The sequence below is a fragment of the Bradyrhizobium sp. HKCCYLRH3073 genome, assembly GCF_051167995.1.
GTDB lineage: Bacteria > Pseudomonadota > Alphaproteobacteria > Rhizobiales > Xanthobacteraceae > Bradyrhizobium.
In genome coordinates this window covers 11877-27579 of the sequence record NZ_JBNPUD010000015.1, presented here as the reverse complement: position 1 = coordinate 27579, position 15703 = coordinate 11877, and the positions used below count along the sequence as shown (strand labels likewise).

Genomic DNA, 15703 nt, shown 5'->3' with positions numbered 1-15703 from the left:
TTGGCCGCAATTGCCACGTCCCAATCTGCTCCCAATTTCTCGAAAAATCATCGACTGGCCGCCGATGAACTCACTGCGCGGAAAACCTCGCCTGGAAGCCGCCCTGCGCTCCAGGCAAAGGCGACGTCAGGACGAGCTCGGCACCAACTCCGGAGGCGATGGCTTTTGCGATGGCGAGGCCCAACCCCGAGCCGTCAGCATCGGTGCTGCCGCGCTCGAACGGACGAGACAAGCGTTCCAGCAACTCCGGCGGAACGGCTGTTCCCTCATTTGTAACGGTCAGCACGCCAGTGTTGGAAAGAGTTACAACGACTGGCGCGTGGGACGCTCCGTGCTTGAGGCCGTTCTCAATGAGATTGCGCGCTAGAATGGCAAAGGCATCCGTATCAATATCGAAGAGAACCGGCGTCGCAGGAATGTTGACAGCGAGTCGACCGGCCGCAGCCGGATCGCGCATCATCTCCCCGATGACCAGTTTCAGCACCGATGCGATGTCAGTCGTCTCCTTGCCCTGAAGCCGTCCACCCTCCGCCTTCGCGAGTTGCATCAACTTTTCAGACAGTTGCGAAAGCCGCCGCAGCGCCACCTCGATCTGCTGGGCCCGGGTTCGGGCTGCGGTGTCCCGGGTCTCGGCGATGAGCCGTTGCGTCTGCGCGAGCGCGGCAGCCACCGGCGTACGTAGTTCGTGCGCGGAATTGGCCGTGAAACTTCGCTCGGCTTCCAGGGCGCGCCGAAGCTTCTCCAGCAGGCCGTTCACGGCGTCGGCGATCGGCCCGATCTCGGAGGGCAGTCCCGCGGCTGGAACCGGAGACAGGTCGCCGGTGCCGCGCGCTTCAATGTCGCCTCGCAGGCGCCTGACCGGGGTCATCGAAACGCGCACGACGCCCCATACGGCGAGAAGACTGAGGGGAATGAGCAATCCCAGCGGCCAGGCAAGCCCGAGGAGCGCCTGGTTCGCGACCTCGCGACGATGTGTCAGCAGCTCCGCCACCGCGATCGTCATCGTGCCTCGCACTGCAGTGTCGAAGTAGATTCGATGGGTTGGGGTGTCGACAAACCCCATTCTGGAGAAAGGAGGAAAGATCGCGTCATCGGCACCGTGCGAGCGCAGCAGGACGGTGCCGCGGTCGTCGCGGACCACATAGGTGAAGTACTCGTCGTGCTGCCTGAGCGTGGCGATACGCTGAGACGTGCCGTCTGCCTCACGGCCGAGGATCTCGAGCACCGCAAGCGGAAGAATCCGCTGAGCCGTCTCCTCAAGCGCGCTATCGAATACCTCGTTCATTTCGTGACGCAGCCTTTGGCCGGTCACGACGGCTGCAACAATCCAAAGGAGCGCGACGCCAAGCCCGAGCCATAGCGATATCTGCCACTGCAGACTACGCGGGCCTTTCATGAGGCGATTCCCAGCCGATAGCCGAGACCTCGCACGGTCTCAATGACGGCGTGTCCGAGCTTCTTGCGAAGCCGGCTGACATGTACCTCGATGGTGTTGCTCTCGATCTCTTCGCCAAAGGAATAGAGCCGTTCCTCGAGCAGCGACTTGGACAAAACCTGTCGCGGACGCTGCAAGAAAGTCTCGAGCAGCACCCATTCCCGCGCCGTCAGGGCGATGTTCTTTCCTGCACGCGCAATCGACCGAGCGGCCAGATCGATCTGAATATCGCCAATTCGGATCAGCGGGTTCGGATTGCCGGCATAGCGGCGAGCGACGGCATTCAGCCGCGCCGTAAGCTCCGAAAGATCGAAGGGCTTGATCATGTAATCGTCTGCGCCGGCGTTGAGCCCTTCGATCCGGTCGGACAATTGATCGAGCGCCGTCAGGATGATGACCGGCGTCACGTCGCCCTTGGCGCGTCGATCGCGCAGCAGTCCGATACCGCGGCCGTCCGGCAGCATCAGATCCAGGAGCAAGAGGTCATAGGCCGCGGTGCCAAGATATTCCCTTGCCGCATCCAGGCGGGTCACCCAGTCCACGGAATGGCCATCCGAGACAATTTGGTCGCGTACTGCCGCCCCCAGAATCGTGTCGTCTTCGATCAGCAATATCCGCATCGGGTCATTCCGCCCATCCCGTCGACCTGTAAGCGATAATCATAGAGGAGATCCTGACGTTGACCTGAAGCAAAAGTCGCGGCGTCTTCAGGTCAACGTCAGGAAACCGGCTCAAGAAGAAGACGGGCAGGAGCCTTGAAGCGGGAGCAAGAGAACGTGAACAGGACAATGTTGATTGCCGCCATTCTGCTGGGGGCGCTGACGCCCGGCATGGCGCTGGCCGATGATGACGAGTGTAACGTGCCCATGGCGCAGTGGCAGCCGCGCGAAGCGGTCGAGCAGATGGCGAAGGCGCGCGGCTGGACCGTGCGCAGAATCAAGATCGACGATGGATGCTATGAGATCAGGGGACAGGACGAAGCCGGTCGCGCCATCGAGGCAAAGGTTGATCCTGCATCTCTGGCTGTGATCCGCGTGAAGCAAAAGCGCGGAGAGCACGACAAGGATCATGATCAAGGTGACCGAGAGCGGCGAGGCGATCAGTCGGGACCAGGACGAGCAGCCGCGCCTGCGGCGCCGCGCGGCAACGGACTTATTCAGGGCGGCGCGGCTCCCAAGGTCCAGGTTCAATAACGGTCCGGAAGCCGCGAGCATCCTGGGACGCAAAAGGCCGGCCTGACTGACGGACGTCGCCTGAATCGAGTGAACGCGACATCGCGTTCAAGCGCGCCCCGCCTCGTGCGGGGCGTTTTCTTTTGGGGAGAGCGCCAACCTGACGACGACCTGAAGCAGAATCGGATCGACCTTCAGGAGCACGTCAGCCGCGCCATTCAGTCAGGGCGCGATAGAAGCGCCACTGTCGGAGACAAAAATGAAATCGATGATTGCCGCCCTTGCCGTGACCACCGCGCTGACCGCCCCCGGGCTGGCCATGGCGCGACCTGTCACGTTGACCACGACGCTTAATAACTACGGCGGGAACGGCGCGTATTTGGCGCTTTACGTCACCGACGCGACCGGAGCTTACAAAGGCACGCTGTGGATGGCTGGCTCCAAGTCCAAATATTACAGCCATCTCAGCGGCTGGGAGCGCAGTTCTCGTGGAAACCTTGCCGATATCAACGGCATCACCGGCGCAAGCGTCGGAGCCGGCCGTATGCTGAAGATCACGCTCGATCTTGCGGATGCGCTCTTCGATGCGGGCTACAAGCTGCATATCGACGCCGCCGCCGAGGACATGCGCGACAGCCCGTCCGAGGTGGTGGTTCCGCTGACATCCGCGGGCGCGGGCCGGCCGCTGGCAGGGCGCAGCTACATCCGCTCGTTCACTTACGACAAGTAGCCTTGGGATGGGTGTGATGCTGCGCTTGATTCATAGGGGCCTGGCCCTTGCCGTCGTCCTGCCGCTGATGGTGCTTGTCCTAAGCGGCGCCGTGCTGTCGGTGATCCCAGCTTGGGAAAGAGCTGGGGCGATATCGCCAGACAGCATGAGCGTCGCCGACCTCGCCGGCCGGATCGCCCACAGATATCCTGGCGTCGAGCAGATCAAGCGACTGACCTCCGGAAAAATCATCGCCTTCTACTCCGGACCAGCCGGCCCGGCCGCGAGCGTGGTGAATCCTTCCAGCGGCGAGCCGGTTTCGGACTACGTGCGCTCCCCGTTCGAGCGCTGGATGACAAGCCTGCACCGCTCGTTCTTTCTGAGCGATGGCGGACGCATGGCCGCAGGCGCGAGCGCATTCGCGATGCTTGTCCTGACGCTGTCCGGTCTGCAGATGACGGTCCGGCGCATGGGAGGGTGGCGGCATGTTCTCGGCCGCTCCCGTGGCGGCGGCATGCAACGCCTGCATACCGATCTCGGTCGGCTGGCGGCCGTCGGGCTCGTGCTGTCGGCGATGACGGCGCTTTATCTGTCGCTCACGACGTTCGGACTGATCCCGGACGGCACGGCGCAGCTGTCCGCATTCCCGAGCGTGACAAGCAGCGGCCCGGCTCTTCCGGTCGAGCAAATCGAGGCTTTGCGTGGCATCGATCTTTCTCAACTGCGTGAATTGACGTTTCCCAACGCCGCGAATCCGAACGATCTCTTCCATCTGGTCACCGCTGCAGGCGAGGGCTACGTCGACCCGGCCAGCGGAGAGATGCTGGGCTGGCAGGACAATTCGGTCGCCCGGCAGATCTACGAATTCATCTACATGCTACATACCGGGCAAGGGCTCTGGTGGCTTGGGTTGCTGCTCGGCGTCAGTGCCCTCGGTGTGCCGGTGCTCGGGTTGAGCGGAGCCGTGGTGTGGTCGAGCAGGAAGCACGCTCACGCTCCCATCAGCGACAACGTTCCTGCCAAAGATGCCGACACCGTGATCCTGGTCGGCAGTGAAAGCGGCAGCACATGGGGCTTCGCCTGCACGCTGCATGCCGCGCTGACGTCCAACGGGCACAGGGTTCACGTCGCTCCAATGGACAGCTTGTTGCGATCCTATCCGTCGACCCAGCGCATGTTCGTGCTGACGGCAACCTATGGCGACGGCGCAGCGCCGGCGACAGCCGGCGCATTCCTCAAACGCCTCGACGCGATCACCGCGCCACCGCCTTTTCCGGTCGCAGTCCTCGGCTTCGGTGATCGGCAATTCCCGCAATTCTGTCAATTCGCCCGCGACGTCGAGGCGGCCCTGGCGCGTAAAGGCTCGCGATCGTTGATGCCGCTGGACACGATCGACCGCCAGTCTGCGCAAGAGTTTGCGCGGTGGGGCAAGGCCCTGTCGGATGTCATGGGTGAGGACCTTGTGCTGATCCATGTGCCGGAGCGGCCGCGGACGCATATGCTAACGCTCATCGAACGCATCGATTACGGCGCGGAGGTGCAGGCGCCCACCTGCGTGCTGCGCTTCGCGCTGCCAGGACGTGGCATGTTCGCGCGCCTCATGGGGCATGGCTGGCCGCGCTTCGCCGCAGGCGACCTGATCGCGGTTCTGCCGCCGGACTGCAACTTGCCGCGCTACTATTCGTTGGCAAGTTCGACCCGTGATGGCTTCGTCGAGATCTGCGTCCGCAAGCATCCGGGCGGACTTTGCTCTGGTCTGCTTCACGGCCTTCAGCCGGGCGACAAGATCGAGGCCTTCGTGAAGGCAAATCCCGCTTTCCGTCCGGCACATGGACGAAAGCCGGTGATCCTGATCGGCGCTGGCACCGGCATAGGTCCGCTGGCAGGATTTGTTCGTGCCAACGGCGGGTGCCAGCCGATGCATCTGTATTTCGGCGGGCGCGATCCAGCCTCTGACTTTCTCTATGAGCGCGAAATCGATGACTGGCTCGGTGAGAAACGATTGACGAGCCTCACCACTGCCTTCTCGCGCGTGAAGGGCGGCGGCTATGTGCAGGATCGCCTGCGCGGTGACGCGGATCGCCTGCGCGCGCTCATCACCAACGGAGCACAGATCATGGTCTGTGGCGGGCGCGACATGGCAGCGGACGTCATGCAGGCGGTGGCGGACGTATTGGCGCCCCTGGGTCTGACGCCTGTCGCACTCAAAGCCCAAGGGAGGTATGTTGAAGATGTCTACTGACCTGCACCGTCATGTATTGAGCGGCGCCACCATGGGAACGCGCTGGTCGGCGCTGCTCTATGCACCGCCGTCGACCAATCTTGCCGCGCTGGAAACCGCATTGGCTCACGCCGTCGATTGCGTCGACCATCAGATGTCCACATGGAAGCCGGACAGCGACCTGATGCGTTTCAATGCAGCGTCGCCGGGCACCTGGGAATCCTTGCCGATTGAACTCATGCGGGTCTTGGAGCGGGGAGTTGCAATCGGACGCGCCTCGGACGGAGCCTTTGACGTCGGGCTCGGAACTCTCGTCAATGCCTGGGGTTTCGGACCTCCCTGTTCGGCGCCAGACGCGCAAGCGCTTCGCGCGGCTCTTCGCGAGCGGCTGCCACCAACCCACACTGTTCTTGAACTGGATGTGCCGGAACGAAGGGCGCGCAAGCACAGCCACTTCGCCCTCGATCTTTCGGGTATCGCCAAGGGTTTCGCCGTGGACGAGATGATGCGCGTGGTCGAGTGCTTCGGCGTCTCCAACGCGCTGCTCGGTCTCGATGGAGAGTTGAAAGGGCGAGGCGCCAAGGCAGACGGATCCTCGTGGCGAGTAGCGGTGGAAGCGCCTGACTACGAACTGCGCGGTCCGCTCGGCGTGATCGAATTGCGTGATGCGGCGGTCGCGACCTCGGGCGACTATCGGCGCTGGGTCGATATCGGGCGAAAGCGCCTCTCTCACGCGATGGACCGATCGCGCGGCGGCCCGGTAGACAATGGAATTGCGTCGGTTTCAGTCGGTGCCGCCAGCTGCATGGATGCCGATGCTTGGGCCACTGCGCTCATGGTTCTCGGTCCGGAGCGAGGCAAGGCCCTGGCGCTGAAGCAAGGCCTCGATGCGCTGCTGATCCAGCGGCAAAACGAGACGTTCTCAGAGATTCCTGTCGGTCCCTTGTTCCATGAGCCTCGGGGCGCGCGGCCGGAAATGAGCCGGCACGAACGAGTGCCGGCTTTCTGAAACGGCCGGACGGTGGCGCCGATGTCCCGCCACAAGGATCTCCCGGTGCGCATGGTGGCCATTGCGGGCGAGAGCTCAGGCCGGCCGCCATCTCCACGATGCCAAAGGGGGCCGTTTGATCGCGGGGCCAGTTGTCCCTTTCAAAATGCGTCGTTCATTTCAGCGATCCGCCAGGGCCTCGGCTCCGGCGGCGAGCTCGACGATCTCATTTGTTATCTCTTCCTGCCGGAGCTGCTGCTCACGCTGTCCAAGCGTGACGAGGCGGGTCCCGATGTTGTGCCGGGCTGCCGTCATCGTCATCATGCGTGCCTGGTTTTCGGCTTCATAGGAATGCATGGCTGCCTCGCAAAGCCGGGCATAGACATACTCGGCCGTGAGTCGTTCGAGCAATTCCCGCGGCTCGAGTGTTGTCAACGGCGGCAGAGTCTCGGAGTCACTGGCAAAGCGCGCAAGATCAAGTGGAAGCAGCGAGTAGCGTTCAATCTGGACGCCGACGCCGGAGATTGATCGCGGCACGATCATTTGAACGGTTGATGGCGTACCGCTTGCGATCTGCGCGTACAAGGCGTCGGCGATGTTGTTCGCAAGTGAAGGAACAGCATCCACGTGGCTGGCCATCGGAGTCGACCAGGACGGGTTCAACCCACGCTCGCGGGCGATGACAAGGCCACGCGTTCCAATCAGGAATGTGGTTGCGTTTGCGAGATCGCCCCCTGCAGCGTTCAAAACACGTTCGCTGAATGCGCCGGCGAAGCCCTGTTCCGCACAAAAGAGGATCACGCCGGTTGTCGCTCTTCTTCTTTCCGGCAGATGTCGAAAATCTGCCGGCAGCAGCGTCAGGGCCTGTCCGATGGCCCGGGAAACGACAGCGCTGTAGGAATCGATGCCGTCAAGGAGGGAGCGTGCTCGCTGCGCGCGCGACGCGGCGATGCCGCGCAAGGCAGTGACCACGGCCTCCAGTTGGCGGACGTTCTGGATTTGGACCGAGATCTCAGCGAGCCGTTCCACCATCATTCAGATCCGATCGGCGCGCGGTCGGGCACACTTGGCGGCAAGCCCCGTGAGCGCCGCTGTCATGGCTGCTCTCTGCGGGTCATCGAGTTCGCCTGTCCGCTCGATGGCCGCCACGGCCTCCTTTGCCTCCTTGTCGATCCAGGACGAGAGTTCGGTGCGAAACTTTGCGATGTCGTCCAACGCCACGCGGTCAAGAATGCCGGTCTGCAGCGCCGTGACGAGCGCGACCTCGTCCGCCAAACGAACCGGCGAATATTGTGGCTGGGCCAGGATGCTCCGGATGTGTCGCCCGCGAGCGATCTTGTCCTTGACTTGGGTGTCGGTCACTCCGCCAAAGCGCGTGAACATTTCCAGTTCCAGAAATTGCGCGTAGTCGAGGCGCAGAGCGTGCGCGGCTTCGCGCAAGGCTGGAGCCTGAGTCTTTCCACCCACTCGGCTGACGCTTGTGCCGACATCGACGGCCGGCTTGTGACCTTCGTGGAAAAGACGCGCATCGAGAACGATCTGGCCGTCGGTAATCGATATCAGGTTGGTCGGAATGTAGGCGCTGAGATTCCCGCCATCGAGTTCAGCGATGGGCAGCGCGGTCAGCGAACCTCCCCCGGCCGCCTTGGAAAGCTTTGCCGCCCGCTCCAGCAGCCTGGCATGAACATAGAAGACGTCGCCGGGGTAGGCCTCGCGACCGGGCGGTTGGCGCGTCAGCAAGGCGATTTCCCGATGGGTGGCCGCATGTTTCGTCAGATCGTCGATGGCCACCAGCGCATGCTGGCCACGGTCGCGGAAGTATTCGGCGATGGTGAAAGCGGCGAAAGGGGCGATCCATTGCAGGCCGGGCGAAGCGGAAGCGCCGGCAACGACGAAAATGCATCGCTCGGGAGCGCCGTGTGCCTGTATCGCCTGTATCGCCCGCTTCACGGTCGACGACTTCTGACCGATAGCGACGTAGACACAAACGATGTCGCTGAACTTCTGATTGATGATGCAGTCGATCGCTATTGCCGTCTTGCCGATTGCGCGATCGCCGATAATGAGCTCGCGCTGGCCGCGTCCGAGCGCGAACATCGAATCCAGCACAAGAATTCCGGTCTGCAGGGGCTCGCTGACAAGGTCGCGATCGATGATCGACGGTGCCGGCCGTTCGATCGGCTCATATGCGCCCGACTCGATCGGTGCTCCGCCGTCCAGAGGACGCCCCAGCGGATCGATCGTCCGGCCGAGCAGAGAAGGTCCGACGGGGACGCGGACCACTTCGCCGCTGCCGTGCACCTGATGGCCCGCCTTGAGGCCTGTGGGGTCGTCGAGCAGGACGCATCCCAGCAGATCGCGGTCGAGCGTGGTGGCGTAGCCGACCTGTCCGTGCTCGAAGCGTACGAGCTCATCAAGACGCACATCGGGCAGGCCTGACACCAATGCGATCCCATCGGCAACGGATTCCACGCAGCCAATCTGCTCGGTTACCGGTGCAAGCGTCGCAGCATCAACGCGCGCCTCGGCTTCCCGTAGCCAGCTGTCGAGAGGGGCGATGGCCGTCATCGGTCCAGCTCTCTTCGAATGATCTCGAGGTCGGCCTGCCAGTTGTTGCGCACGACGATATTCCGGCCTCTGATTTCGAAACCAGCGATGAGCCTGGAATCGCACGAGAGACGTATCGGTGGCTCACTGCCGAACGCTGCGTGGATCGTCTCCCGCAAGCTGGCCGCCTGCTCGTCATCCAGTTTCGCCGCTGCGACGACGTCGAGCGGGTGAGCCGGATCCGATCCCGCAAGGCGATTGCGCGAGTCCACCGTCAGCCGGCCCAGTTCAGCACCAAGACCATCGAGAAAAGCGGAGAATGCAGCGCTTGCTGGAAGCCGTTCTAGTAGTCGGCGTGCAATCCGCACCGAGAGCTCGCTCGCTCGATCGAGCACAGCGTGCTGCATGGCGATGCGCTCTTTTTCGATCGCGACTGCCGCATCCTTTCGGTGCTGATCGAGCTCGCTCGACAGTTGGGCGAGCGCGGACGCTTTCTCCGCCTCCGCGTCCTTGCGGGCCTGTGCGAGCAAGCGATCGCGCTGCGCGTCGATCCCGGCGCGGAGTGTCGTTGCTTCGGCGCGAAGGTCCCCGGCCTCCTTTCGAGCCGCGTCGGCGTCCGCAAGGAGCTTAGCCGCCTCTTCTCGCCGTTTCGCTACGAGATCGGCGACCGGACGAAAGAAGAACCGGCCCAGGATCCAGATGAGGATGAGGACATTGACGGTCTGGAGCGCCAACGTCCACCAGTCGATATGCATATCGGCCTAATGGATGAAGGGGTTGGCGAACAACACGAGCAGCGCGATGACGAGACAGTAGATTGCCATGGTTTCGATCATGGCAAGACCGACGAAGAGGGTGCGCGAGATCGTCCCCGCCGCCTCGGGCTGCCGGGCGATGGCATCCATTGCTGCGGCGACCGCGCGACCTTCGCCAAGTGCCGGCCCAATCGCTCCAAAAGAGACCGCCATGGCCGCTGCAAAGATGCTGACAATCTCGATCCAGTTCATGATGACTTCCCTTTCGTGGGAGCGCGTCCCTCGTTCAACGCGCTGCCGATGAATACCATGGCGAGAACGGTGAAAATGTATGCCTGAACCGCGCCGGTCAGGAGATCGAGCGCCATGAGCGGAATAGGCACGAGTAGACCGGCAAGGGACAGAACAATGCCGACGACAAAAACACCGCTCATCACGTTTCCGAACAGGCGCACGATCAGCGAAAACGTTCGCGTGAACGTTTCGACGATGTTCAGGGGAACCATGATGAAGGTGGGCTCGGCGAAGGTCTTGAGATATCCGACCAGCCCCCGTGCCCGAACACCGAAGTAGAAGATGGCGACGAACACGATGAGCCCCAGCGCCGCATCTGTTTCAATGTGCGCAGTTGGCGGCTCGACACCGGGGATCAGCGAGCACCAATTTGCCGCCAGAATGAAGAGAAAGAGCGTACCGATCATCGGGACATATGGCGCCGGCGCCACGCGCATGGTCTCGTGGACTTGATTTTCGATGACGTCGACAACCGTCTCGACGATCGCCTGGGCAGTGGTGGGCCGCAGCGAGAGCGAGCGCGTGGCGAGCCAGCCACCCACGCCGAGGATGGCCATGAGCCCCCAGGTCACGACGACGGGCTCGGTGACTGCGACTGGCCCAATCGTGAACACGACCTTTGCGGTCAGGGGTGAACCGATCATCGTCGCGTCTCCGGCCGAAGAAGTCCGTTTCGCGCGGTCAGGAGGCCGAGGGTCCCGGCAAGGAGGGGCATCGCTCCAAACGATTTGGTGACGAGCACCATGGCTCCACCTGTCGCAGCGAAACGAAGCAATTGCAGTCCGAGCGAAGAGAATGGCTGGCCACCGATGAGGAAGCGTACGTTCCATCGCAAGGAGGCGAAATGCAGCAGCCCCAGCAGGCCACCAGCACCAATCCAGCCAGCTGCCTCAGCAATGAAGAGATAGTCGTGCATGACGGCATGGCTCATTGCTGATGCATCCATCGCCAGGCCGACCAGCAGCCGGCCGCCACCCCGAGCAAAAGGAGCGGCGCGCTCCAGAAGATGCCTGTCCCGAGCCAACGGTCGATCCAGCGGCCGACGAACAGGCCAATCAGCGCAGGTGCGACGATGATCCAGCCGAGCACGCCGATCTGGCCGACAAATCGCACCACCGATGAGTCGCCATCGCTACGCCAAGACTCCCATCGCGCGCGTCGGTCGCGGACCGCCTTGGTCAATCCATCAGGAGTGGGATCGCCGTTCGGCTTCGAACCGACCATCACGAGCCGCCCTCCATCAAACTGCGCTTGTCGGGACGCAGGTAGTGGACGATCTGCCGGATGGCCTTCATCTGCAGTTGGAGATTCTCCGTTCGGGACGCGCGCTCGGTTTCGCTTCGTTTGCGAAATTCATCGAGCACGATCACTTCAAGGCGATCGAGATCGTCGCCGGCAATCGCCTCGCGTGTGGCGATGGCGATCTCGGCGCCGCCGGTCACGGAAAGCACGCCCCGCCGCACCGCACAGTAGCGTAGGCGCCTGTCGGCGCCTTGCCAACTGACCACCGAGATGTTCAGAGCAGTAAGAAGGTCGGCATGACCTGCGAGAATTCCAAAGCTGCCGCTGTCGTCCTCGGCGCGAACGCTCGAAACGTTTGCTTCGTCGATCACGATTGCAGTCGGTGTGGTGATCAGGAGCCTCATCTCGCCGGCTCCTCGGACTTTTCCTGAGGCTGCCTGGCCCTCGCGTCGTCGATGCCGCCGATCATATAGAACGAGCTCTCTGTCCAATGATCGCAGTCACCGCCAAGGATCGCCTGACAGCCCTTGAGCGTCTCTGCCAGCGGAACCGAGCGGCCAGGCACACCCGTAAACGCCTCGGTCACGGAAAACGGTTGAGTGAGAAAACGCTGCAGGCGTCGGGCACGTGCAACAGCCAGCCGGTCCTGAGCGCTGAGCTCTTCGATTCCGAGCAGCGAGATGATGTCCTGAAGTTCTCGATAGTGTGCAATCGTCTCGCGCACCTCTTCGGCGATCCGATAGTGCTCGTCGCCAACCACAGTCGGATCAAGCAGGATGGAGGACGAGTTCAAGGGATCGACGGCGGGATACATGCCCTCGGCGGCCATCGTTCTCGACAGCACGATCATGCTGTCGAGATGACTTGAGATCGCGGTCACCGCCGGATCGGTGAAGTCGTCGGCCGGAACGTAGACCGCTTCGATGGCGGTCACCGAGACGCCCGAAACCGAGGCGATGCGTTCGTGCAACGCGGCGACTTCCGTGGCAAGGGTCGGCTGATAACCGACGCGCGACGGCAAGCGCCCGAGCAGGCCGGACACCTCGCTCCCGGCCTGCACGAACCGGAACACGTTGTCCATGAGAAGCAGAACGTTCTGACGCTTCGTGTCGCGGAAGTATTCGGCGATCGTCAGCGCCGTCAGCCCGACACGCCAGCGGGCACCCGGCGGCTCATTCATCTGGCCGTAAACCAGCACGCTGCGATCGAGCACCCCGGATCGGCGCATTTCCAACAGCAGCTCATGCCCCTCGCGGGAGCGCTCGCCGATCCCGGCAAACACGGAAATGCCCTGGTAACTCTGAACCATGGCGTGGATCAATTCCATCACCACCACGGTCTTGCCGACGCCGGCGCCGCCAAACATTGCGGCTTTACCACCCTGCGGAAGCGGCGCCAGAAGATCGATGACCTTGATGCCCGTTTCGAAGATCGCCGTGGCCGGGCTCCGTTCGCCGAGTGGCGGTGCGGAATTGTGAATCGGCGCGCGCGCCAGATCGTCGGGCAATGCGGGGCCGTTGTCCCGCGTGCGCCCGGTCACGTCGAGCAGGCGCCCGAGCACTGCGTCGCCGACGGGAACGCTGATCGGTCCACCTGTCGATTGCACCCGCGCACCCCGTTTCAGACCGGCAGTTGCCTGTAAGGCGACGCCGCGCACCGTCGTCTCGTCCAGGTGGGCCTGAACCTCAACGATCAGGATTTCGGGCAGGTCCCAATCCACCAGAAGCGCGTCGCCTAGCTTGGGGAGCTCGGCGGCGGGGAACTCCACGTCAACCACGGCGCCGCGGACCGCGAGTACCCGGCCTTCTGATTGTATAGAAAGCGCCATGGTGATCCGTCGGAAAATGTCAGTCTTGCACGTTGCTACCGCGCTGACGGCTCTCAGCCTTGATCAGAATCAACGAGCAACTCCCCCTTTCTTGGGCACACATGATCTTGATCGAACTGCGTCGAACAACGTCAGGGCGTACAACTAGAAGCATCATGACAGAGCTGACGAAGATTCCGATGCAATCAAATCCTGCCGTCAAACCGGCAGAACTCTCGATCACAATCCGCGGGTCCTAGGTTCGCCCACCAGGCCTCACCCGGTTTCTCCAGGGATCGACGACCGGCCGAGCTCTTCCAGGGCCTGTCGCACCGACTGGACAAGGTCCAGCGCCACCGGCGAGGGGCTGCGCTGCGGCGGAAACACCGCGGCAAATTCGAAGTCGATGCGCGGCGCGAAGGGCCGCATCACCACGCCACGGCCGTCGAATTCGCGCGCGGTGAACGGATCGCAAATCGAGACGCCCAGTCCCGACGACACCATCCCGCACATGATTTCAGACAAGGTCGTCTCGACCCGCAGCACGCGCCTGACATCCTCGCGATGGAAGATCTGATCGATCAGATGCCGGCTGGTGGAGCCAGACGACAGCGAGATGAAGGTCTCCCCATCGAAGTCGCGCGGCACCAAGATCGTCTTCGCGCAAAGCCGGTGGCCTGCCGGGAGAACGGCGACGCGCGGCAGCGCCGGCAGCTTGATGCTCGGCAGCCCGGCATGGGCGATCGGCACCTCGGCAAAGCCGACGTCGCATTGCGCGTTCAGCACCCAGTCGATCACGATCGGCGAGATCACGCCGAAGAAGGCGAGGTTGAGGTTCGGGCGTTCCTGCAGGAAGTGGCCTGCGAGCCGCGGCAGATAGCCATTGGCAAGCGCGGGGAGCGCGGCAATGCGCAGCGTCCCGGTGCGCCGGCCACGGATCTCCTCAGCGGCCGCGGTGATGCGATCGAGCCCGACGAAGGAGCGCTCGACCTCCATGTAGAGCGCCGTCGCTGCCGCGGTCGGCACCAGGCCGGTGCCGCGCCGCTCGAACAGCTCCATCTTGAGCAGCGCCTGCAGGTCGCGCAGCAGACGGCTGACCGCCGGCTGCGTCACCGCCATCAGCTTGGCCGCCTCGGTGACGCTGCCGCTCAGCATCATCGCCCGGAAGGCCTCGACCTGCCGCGAGTTGATCCGCGCCATACGTCCTTACATCCATAACATTCGCGTATGAATAGGGTGCCATTATTCATTGGACGATCAAAGCCTCTGCTGCGATCTTTTTTGGCAGGGTGAGGGAAGGCTCGTTTTTTAGGCTCTTCAGCTCCGGGTTTCCTGGATCTGCGGATGCCATCGGGCAAGCCGATCTCCCTGGGGCGGTTTTTTTATACCGTCTCGTATCCAAGATGATGGAGATCGGTCCAATGAAGCACCCTAAACTCCTGATGGCGGTCAGCGTCGCCGTCCTGGCCTCGGCCTCGCAGGTCTGGGCTCAGCAGAAGACGCTCTATGTCGCCGGTTATGGCGGCTCGTTCGAGAAGACGATCCGCGAGGAGGTGATCCCGCCGTTCGAGCAGGCCAACGGCGTCAAGGTCGAATACGTCGCCGGCAACTCCACCGACACCCTCGCCAAGCTGCAGGCGCAGAAGGGCAACCAGCAGATCGACGTCGCGATCGTCGATGACGGCCCGATGTACCAGGCGATCCAGCTCGGCTTCTGCGACAAGGTCACCGGACTGCCCGGCGATCTGCTGGAGGTCGCGCGCTTCAAGGATGACAAGGCGGTCGCCATCGGCCTCGTCGCCACCGGCCTGATGTACAACAAGAAGGTGTTTGCCGAGAAAGGCTGGGCCGCGCCGACCTCGTGGAACGATCTCAAGGATCCGAAATACAAGCAACTGCTCGTCATTCCGCCGATCAACAACACCTACGGCCTCAACGTGCTTCTGATGCTGGCGAAGATGAACGGCGGCAGCGAGAGCAATGTCGATGCCGGTTTCAAGATCTTCAAGAATGACATCAATCCCAACGTATTGGCCTACGAGCCGTCGCCCGGCAAGATGACCGAGCTGTTCCAATCGGGGCAGGCGGTCATCGCGGTGTGGGGCAGCGGTCGCGTGCAGAGCTTCGCCAACACCGGCTTTCCGGTCGATTTCGTCTATCCGAAGGAAGGTGCCGTGAGCCTGCTGACGACGGCGTGTCCGATCGCCAAGCCGTCGGTCTCGCCGCTGGCGTCGAGCTTCATCAAGCTGCTGCTCGATCCGAAGATCCAGCTCACGATGCTGAAGGAATATGGCTACGGCCCGGTCGTGAAATCCGTCGTGGTCCCCGAGGGCGTGGGCGCGATGGCGCCGATCGGCGAACGCGCCGCCAAGGTCTATGCGCCCGATTGGAGCGTGGTCAACGAGAAGCGCGAGGAATGGACCAAGCGCTGGAATCGCGAGGTCGAGCGCTAACCGGTTGCTTGTTGCTAGCCTCTCTCGTTGACGGCGGTGTTCTCCCTTCCCCTAAAGGGGAAGGGAGGTGCACCGTGCGC

General features: G+C 62.8%; 17 protein-coding genes. 5 read left to right on the top strand and 12 right to left on the bottom strand.

Annotated features, from left to right (window positions below):
• Window positions 1–70: 70 nt before the first annotated feature.
• Both ACQR1X_RS27320 and ACQR1X_RS27315 read right to left on the bottom strand, forming a co-directional pair.
• On the bottom strand, window positions 71–1396 hold the full coding sequence (locus ACQR1X_RS27320) for an ATP-binding protein (protein WP_434872659.1): 1326 nt from the start codon (window positions 1394–1396) through the stop codon (window positions 71–73).
• Window positions 1393–2055: a response regulator gene (locus ACQR1X_RS27315; protein WP_434899999.1), complete on the bottom strand. Its 663-nt coding sequence runs from the start codon at window positions 2053–2055 to the stop codon at window positions 1393–1395. Before ACQR1X_RS27315 ends, ACQR1X_RS27320 begins: the two co-directional genes overlap by 4 nt.
• A 168-nt stretch (window positions 2056–2223) precedes the next feature.
• Between ACQR1X_RS27315 and ACQR1X_RS27310 the strand changes: the two genes are divergently transcribed.
• The 4 genes from ACQR1X_RS27310 (at window position 2224) to ACQR1X_RS27295 (ending at window position 6546) form a co-directional block, all read left to right on the top strand.
• On the top strand, window positions 2224–2628 hold the full coding sequence (locus tag ACQR1X_RS27310) for a PepSY domain-containing protein (protein WP_434899998.1): 405 nt from the start codon (window positions 2224–2226) through the stop codon (window positions 2626–2628).
• Window positions 2629–2866: 238 nt separating this feature from the next.
• Entirely contained in the window at window positions 2867–3337 is a 471-nt protein-coding gene (locus ACQR1X_RS27305; RefSeq protein WP_434899997.1) for a DUF2271 domain-containing protein, read from the top strand.
• Window positions 3338–3353: 16 nt separating this feature from the next.
• Window positions 3354–5558 carry a PepSY domain-containing protein gene (locus tag ACQR1X_RS27300; protein WP_434899996.1) on the top strand — a complete coding sequence of 735 codons (2205 nt, stop codon included), beginning with the start codon at window positions 3354–3356 and terminating at the stop codon, window positions 5556–5558.
• Complete coding sequence (locus tag ACQR1X_RS27295; protein ID WP_434899995.1) at window positions 5539–6546, top strand: FAD:protein FMN transferase; 1008 nt, start codon at window positions 5539–5541, stop codon at window positions 6544–6546. Before ACQR1X_RS27300 ends, ACQR1X_RS27295 begins: the two co-directional genes overlap by 20 nt.
• A gap of 159 nt (window positions 6547–6705) precedes the next feature.
• On the opposite strand, the gene ACQR1X_RS27290 is transcribed toward ACQR1X_RS27295, so the two are convergent.
• From ACQR1X_RS27290 to ACQR1X_RS27245, 10 genes are all read right to left on the bottom strand, one after another.
• Complete coding sequence (locus ACQR1X_RS27290) at window positions 6706–7557, bottom strand: F0F1 ATP synthase subunit gamma (protein ID WP_316179881.1); 852 nt, start codon at window positions 7555–7557, stop codon at window positions 6706–6708.
• A 3-nt stretch (window positions 7558–7560) separates the two neighbouring features.
• Complete coding sequence (locus ACQR1X_RS27285; protein ID WP_434899994.1) at window positions 7561–9093, bottom strand: F0F1 ATP synthase subunit alpha; 1533 nt, start codon at window positions 9091–9093, stop codon at window positions 7561–7563.
• Window positions 9090–9806 carry an ATP synthase F0 subunit B gene (locus ACQR1X_RS27280; RefSeq protein ID WP_315803756.1) on the bottom strand — a complete coding sequence of 239 codons (717 nt, stop codon included), beginning with the start codon at window positions 9804–9806 and terminating at the stop codon, window positions 9090–9092. The genes ACQR1X_RS27285 and ACQR1X_RS27280 overlap by 4 nt, the downstream gene beginning before the upstream one ends.
• A gap of 27 nt (window positions 9807–9833) precedes the next feature.
• Complete coding sequence (locus ACQR1X_RS27275; protein WP_315803755.1) at window positions 9834–10079, bottom strand: F0F1 ATP synthase subunit C; 246 nt, start codon at window positions 10077–10079, stop codon at window positions 9834–9836.
• Entirely contained in the window at window positions 10076–10762 is a 687-nt protein-coding gene (locus ACQR1X_RS27270) for a F0F1 ATP synthase subunit A (RefSeq protein WP_434900038.1), read from the bottom strand. Before ACQR1X_RS27270 ends, ACQR1X_RS27275 begins: the two co-directional genes overlap by 4 nt.
• Window positions 10762–11052, bottom strand: a complete 291-nt coding sequence (locus ACQR1X_RS27265; protein ID WP_315803753.1) for an N-ATPase subunit AtpR — start codon at window positions 11050–11052, stop codon at window positions 10762–10764. The genes ACQR1X_RS27270 and ACQR1X_RS27265 overlap by 1 nt, the downstream gene beginning before the upstream one ends.
• Window positions 11049–11345 (bottom strand): AtpZ/AtpI family protein, encoded by a 297-nt coding sequence (locus ACQR1X_RS27260; protein WP_316217026.1) that lies wholly within the window; start codon window positions 11343–11345, stop codon window positions 11049–11051. Before ACQR1X_RS27260 ends, ACQR1X_RS27265 begins: the two co-directional genes overlap by 4 nt.
• Entirely contained in the window at window positions 11345–11767 is a 423-nt protein-coding gene (locus ACQR1X_RS27255) for a F0F1 ATP synthase subunit epsilon (protein ID WP_316179884.1), read from the bottom strand. Before ACQR1X_RS27255 ends, ACQR1X_RS27260 begins: the two co-directional genes overlap by 1 nt.
• Window positions 11764–13191: a F0F1 ATP synthase subunit beta gene (gene atpD / locus ACQR1X_RS27250; RefSeq protein WP_434899993.1), complete on the bottom strand. Its 1428-nt coding sequence runs from the start codon at window positions 13189–13191 to the stop codon at window positions 11764–11766. Before atpD ends, ACQR1X_RS27255 begins: the two co-directional genes overlap by 4 nt.
• 255 nt (window positions 13192–13446) lie before the next feature.
• Window positions 13447–14370 carry a LysR substrate-binding domain-containing protein gene (locus tag ACQR1X_RS27245; protein ID WP_316179886.1) on the bottom strand — a complete coding sequence of 308 codons (924 nt, stop codon included), beginning with the start codon at window positions 14368–14370 and terminating at the stop codon, window positions 13447–13449.
• A gap of 221 nt (window positions 14371–14591) precedes the next feature.
• Here ACQR1X_RS27245 and ACQR1X_RS27240 point away from each other — a divergent pair, with 221 nt between their 5' ends.
• Window positions 14592–15623, top strand: coding sequence for an ABC transporter substrate-binding protein (locus tag ACQR1X_RS27240; RefSeq protein WP_434894362.1), 1032 nt, complete (start codon window positions 14592–14594; stop codon window positions 15621–15623).
• Window positions 15624–15703: the final 80 nt, after the last annotated feature.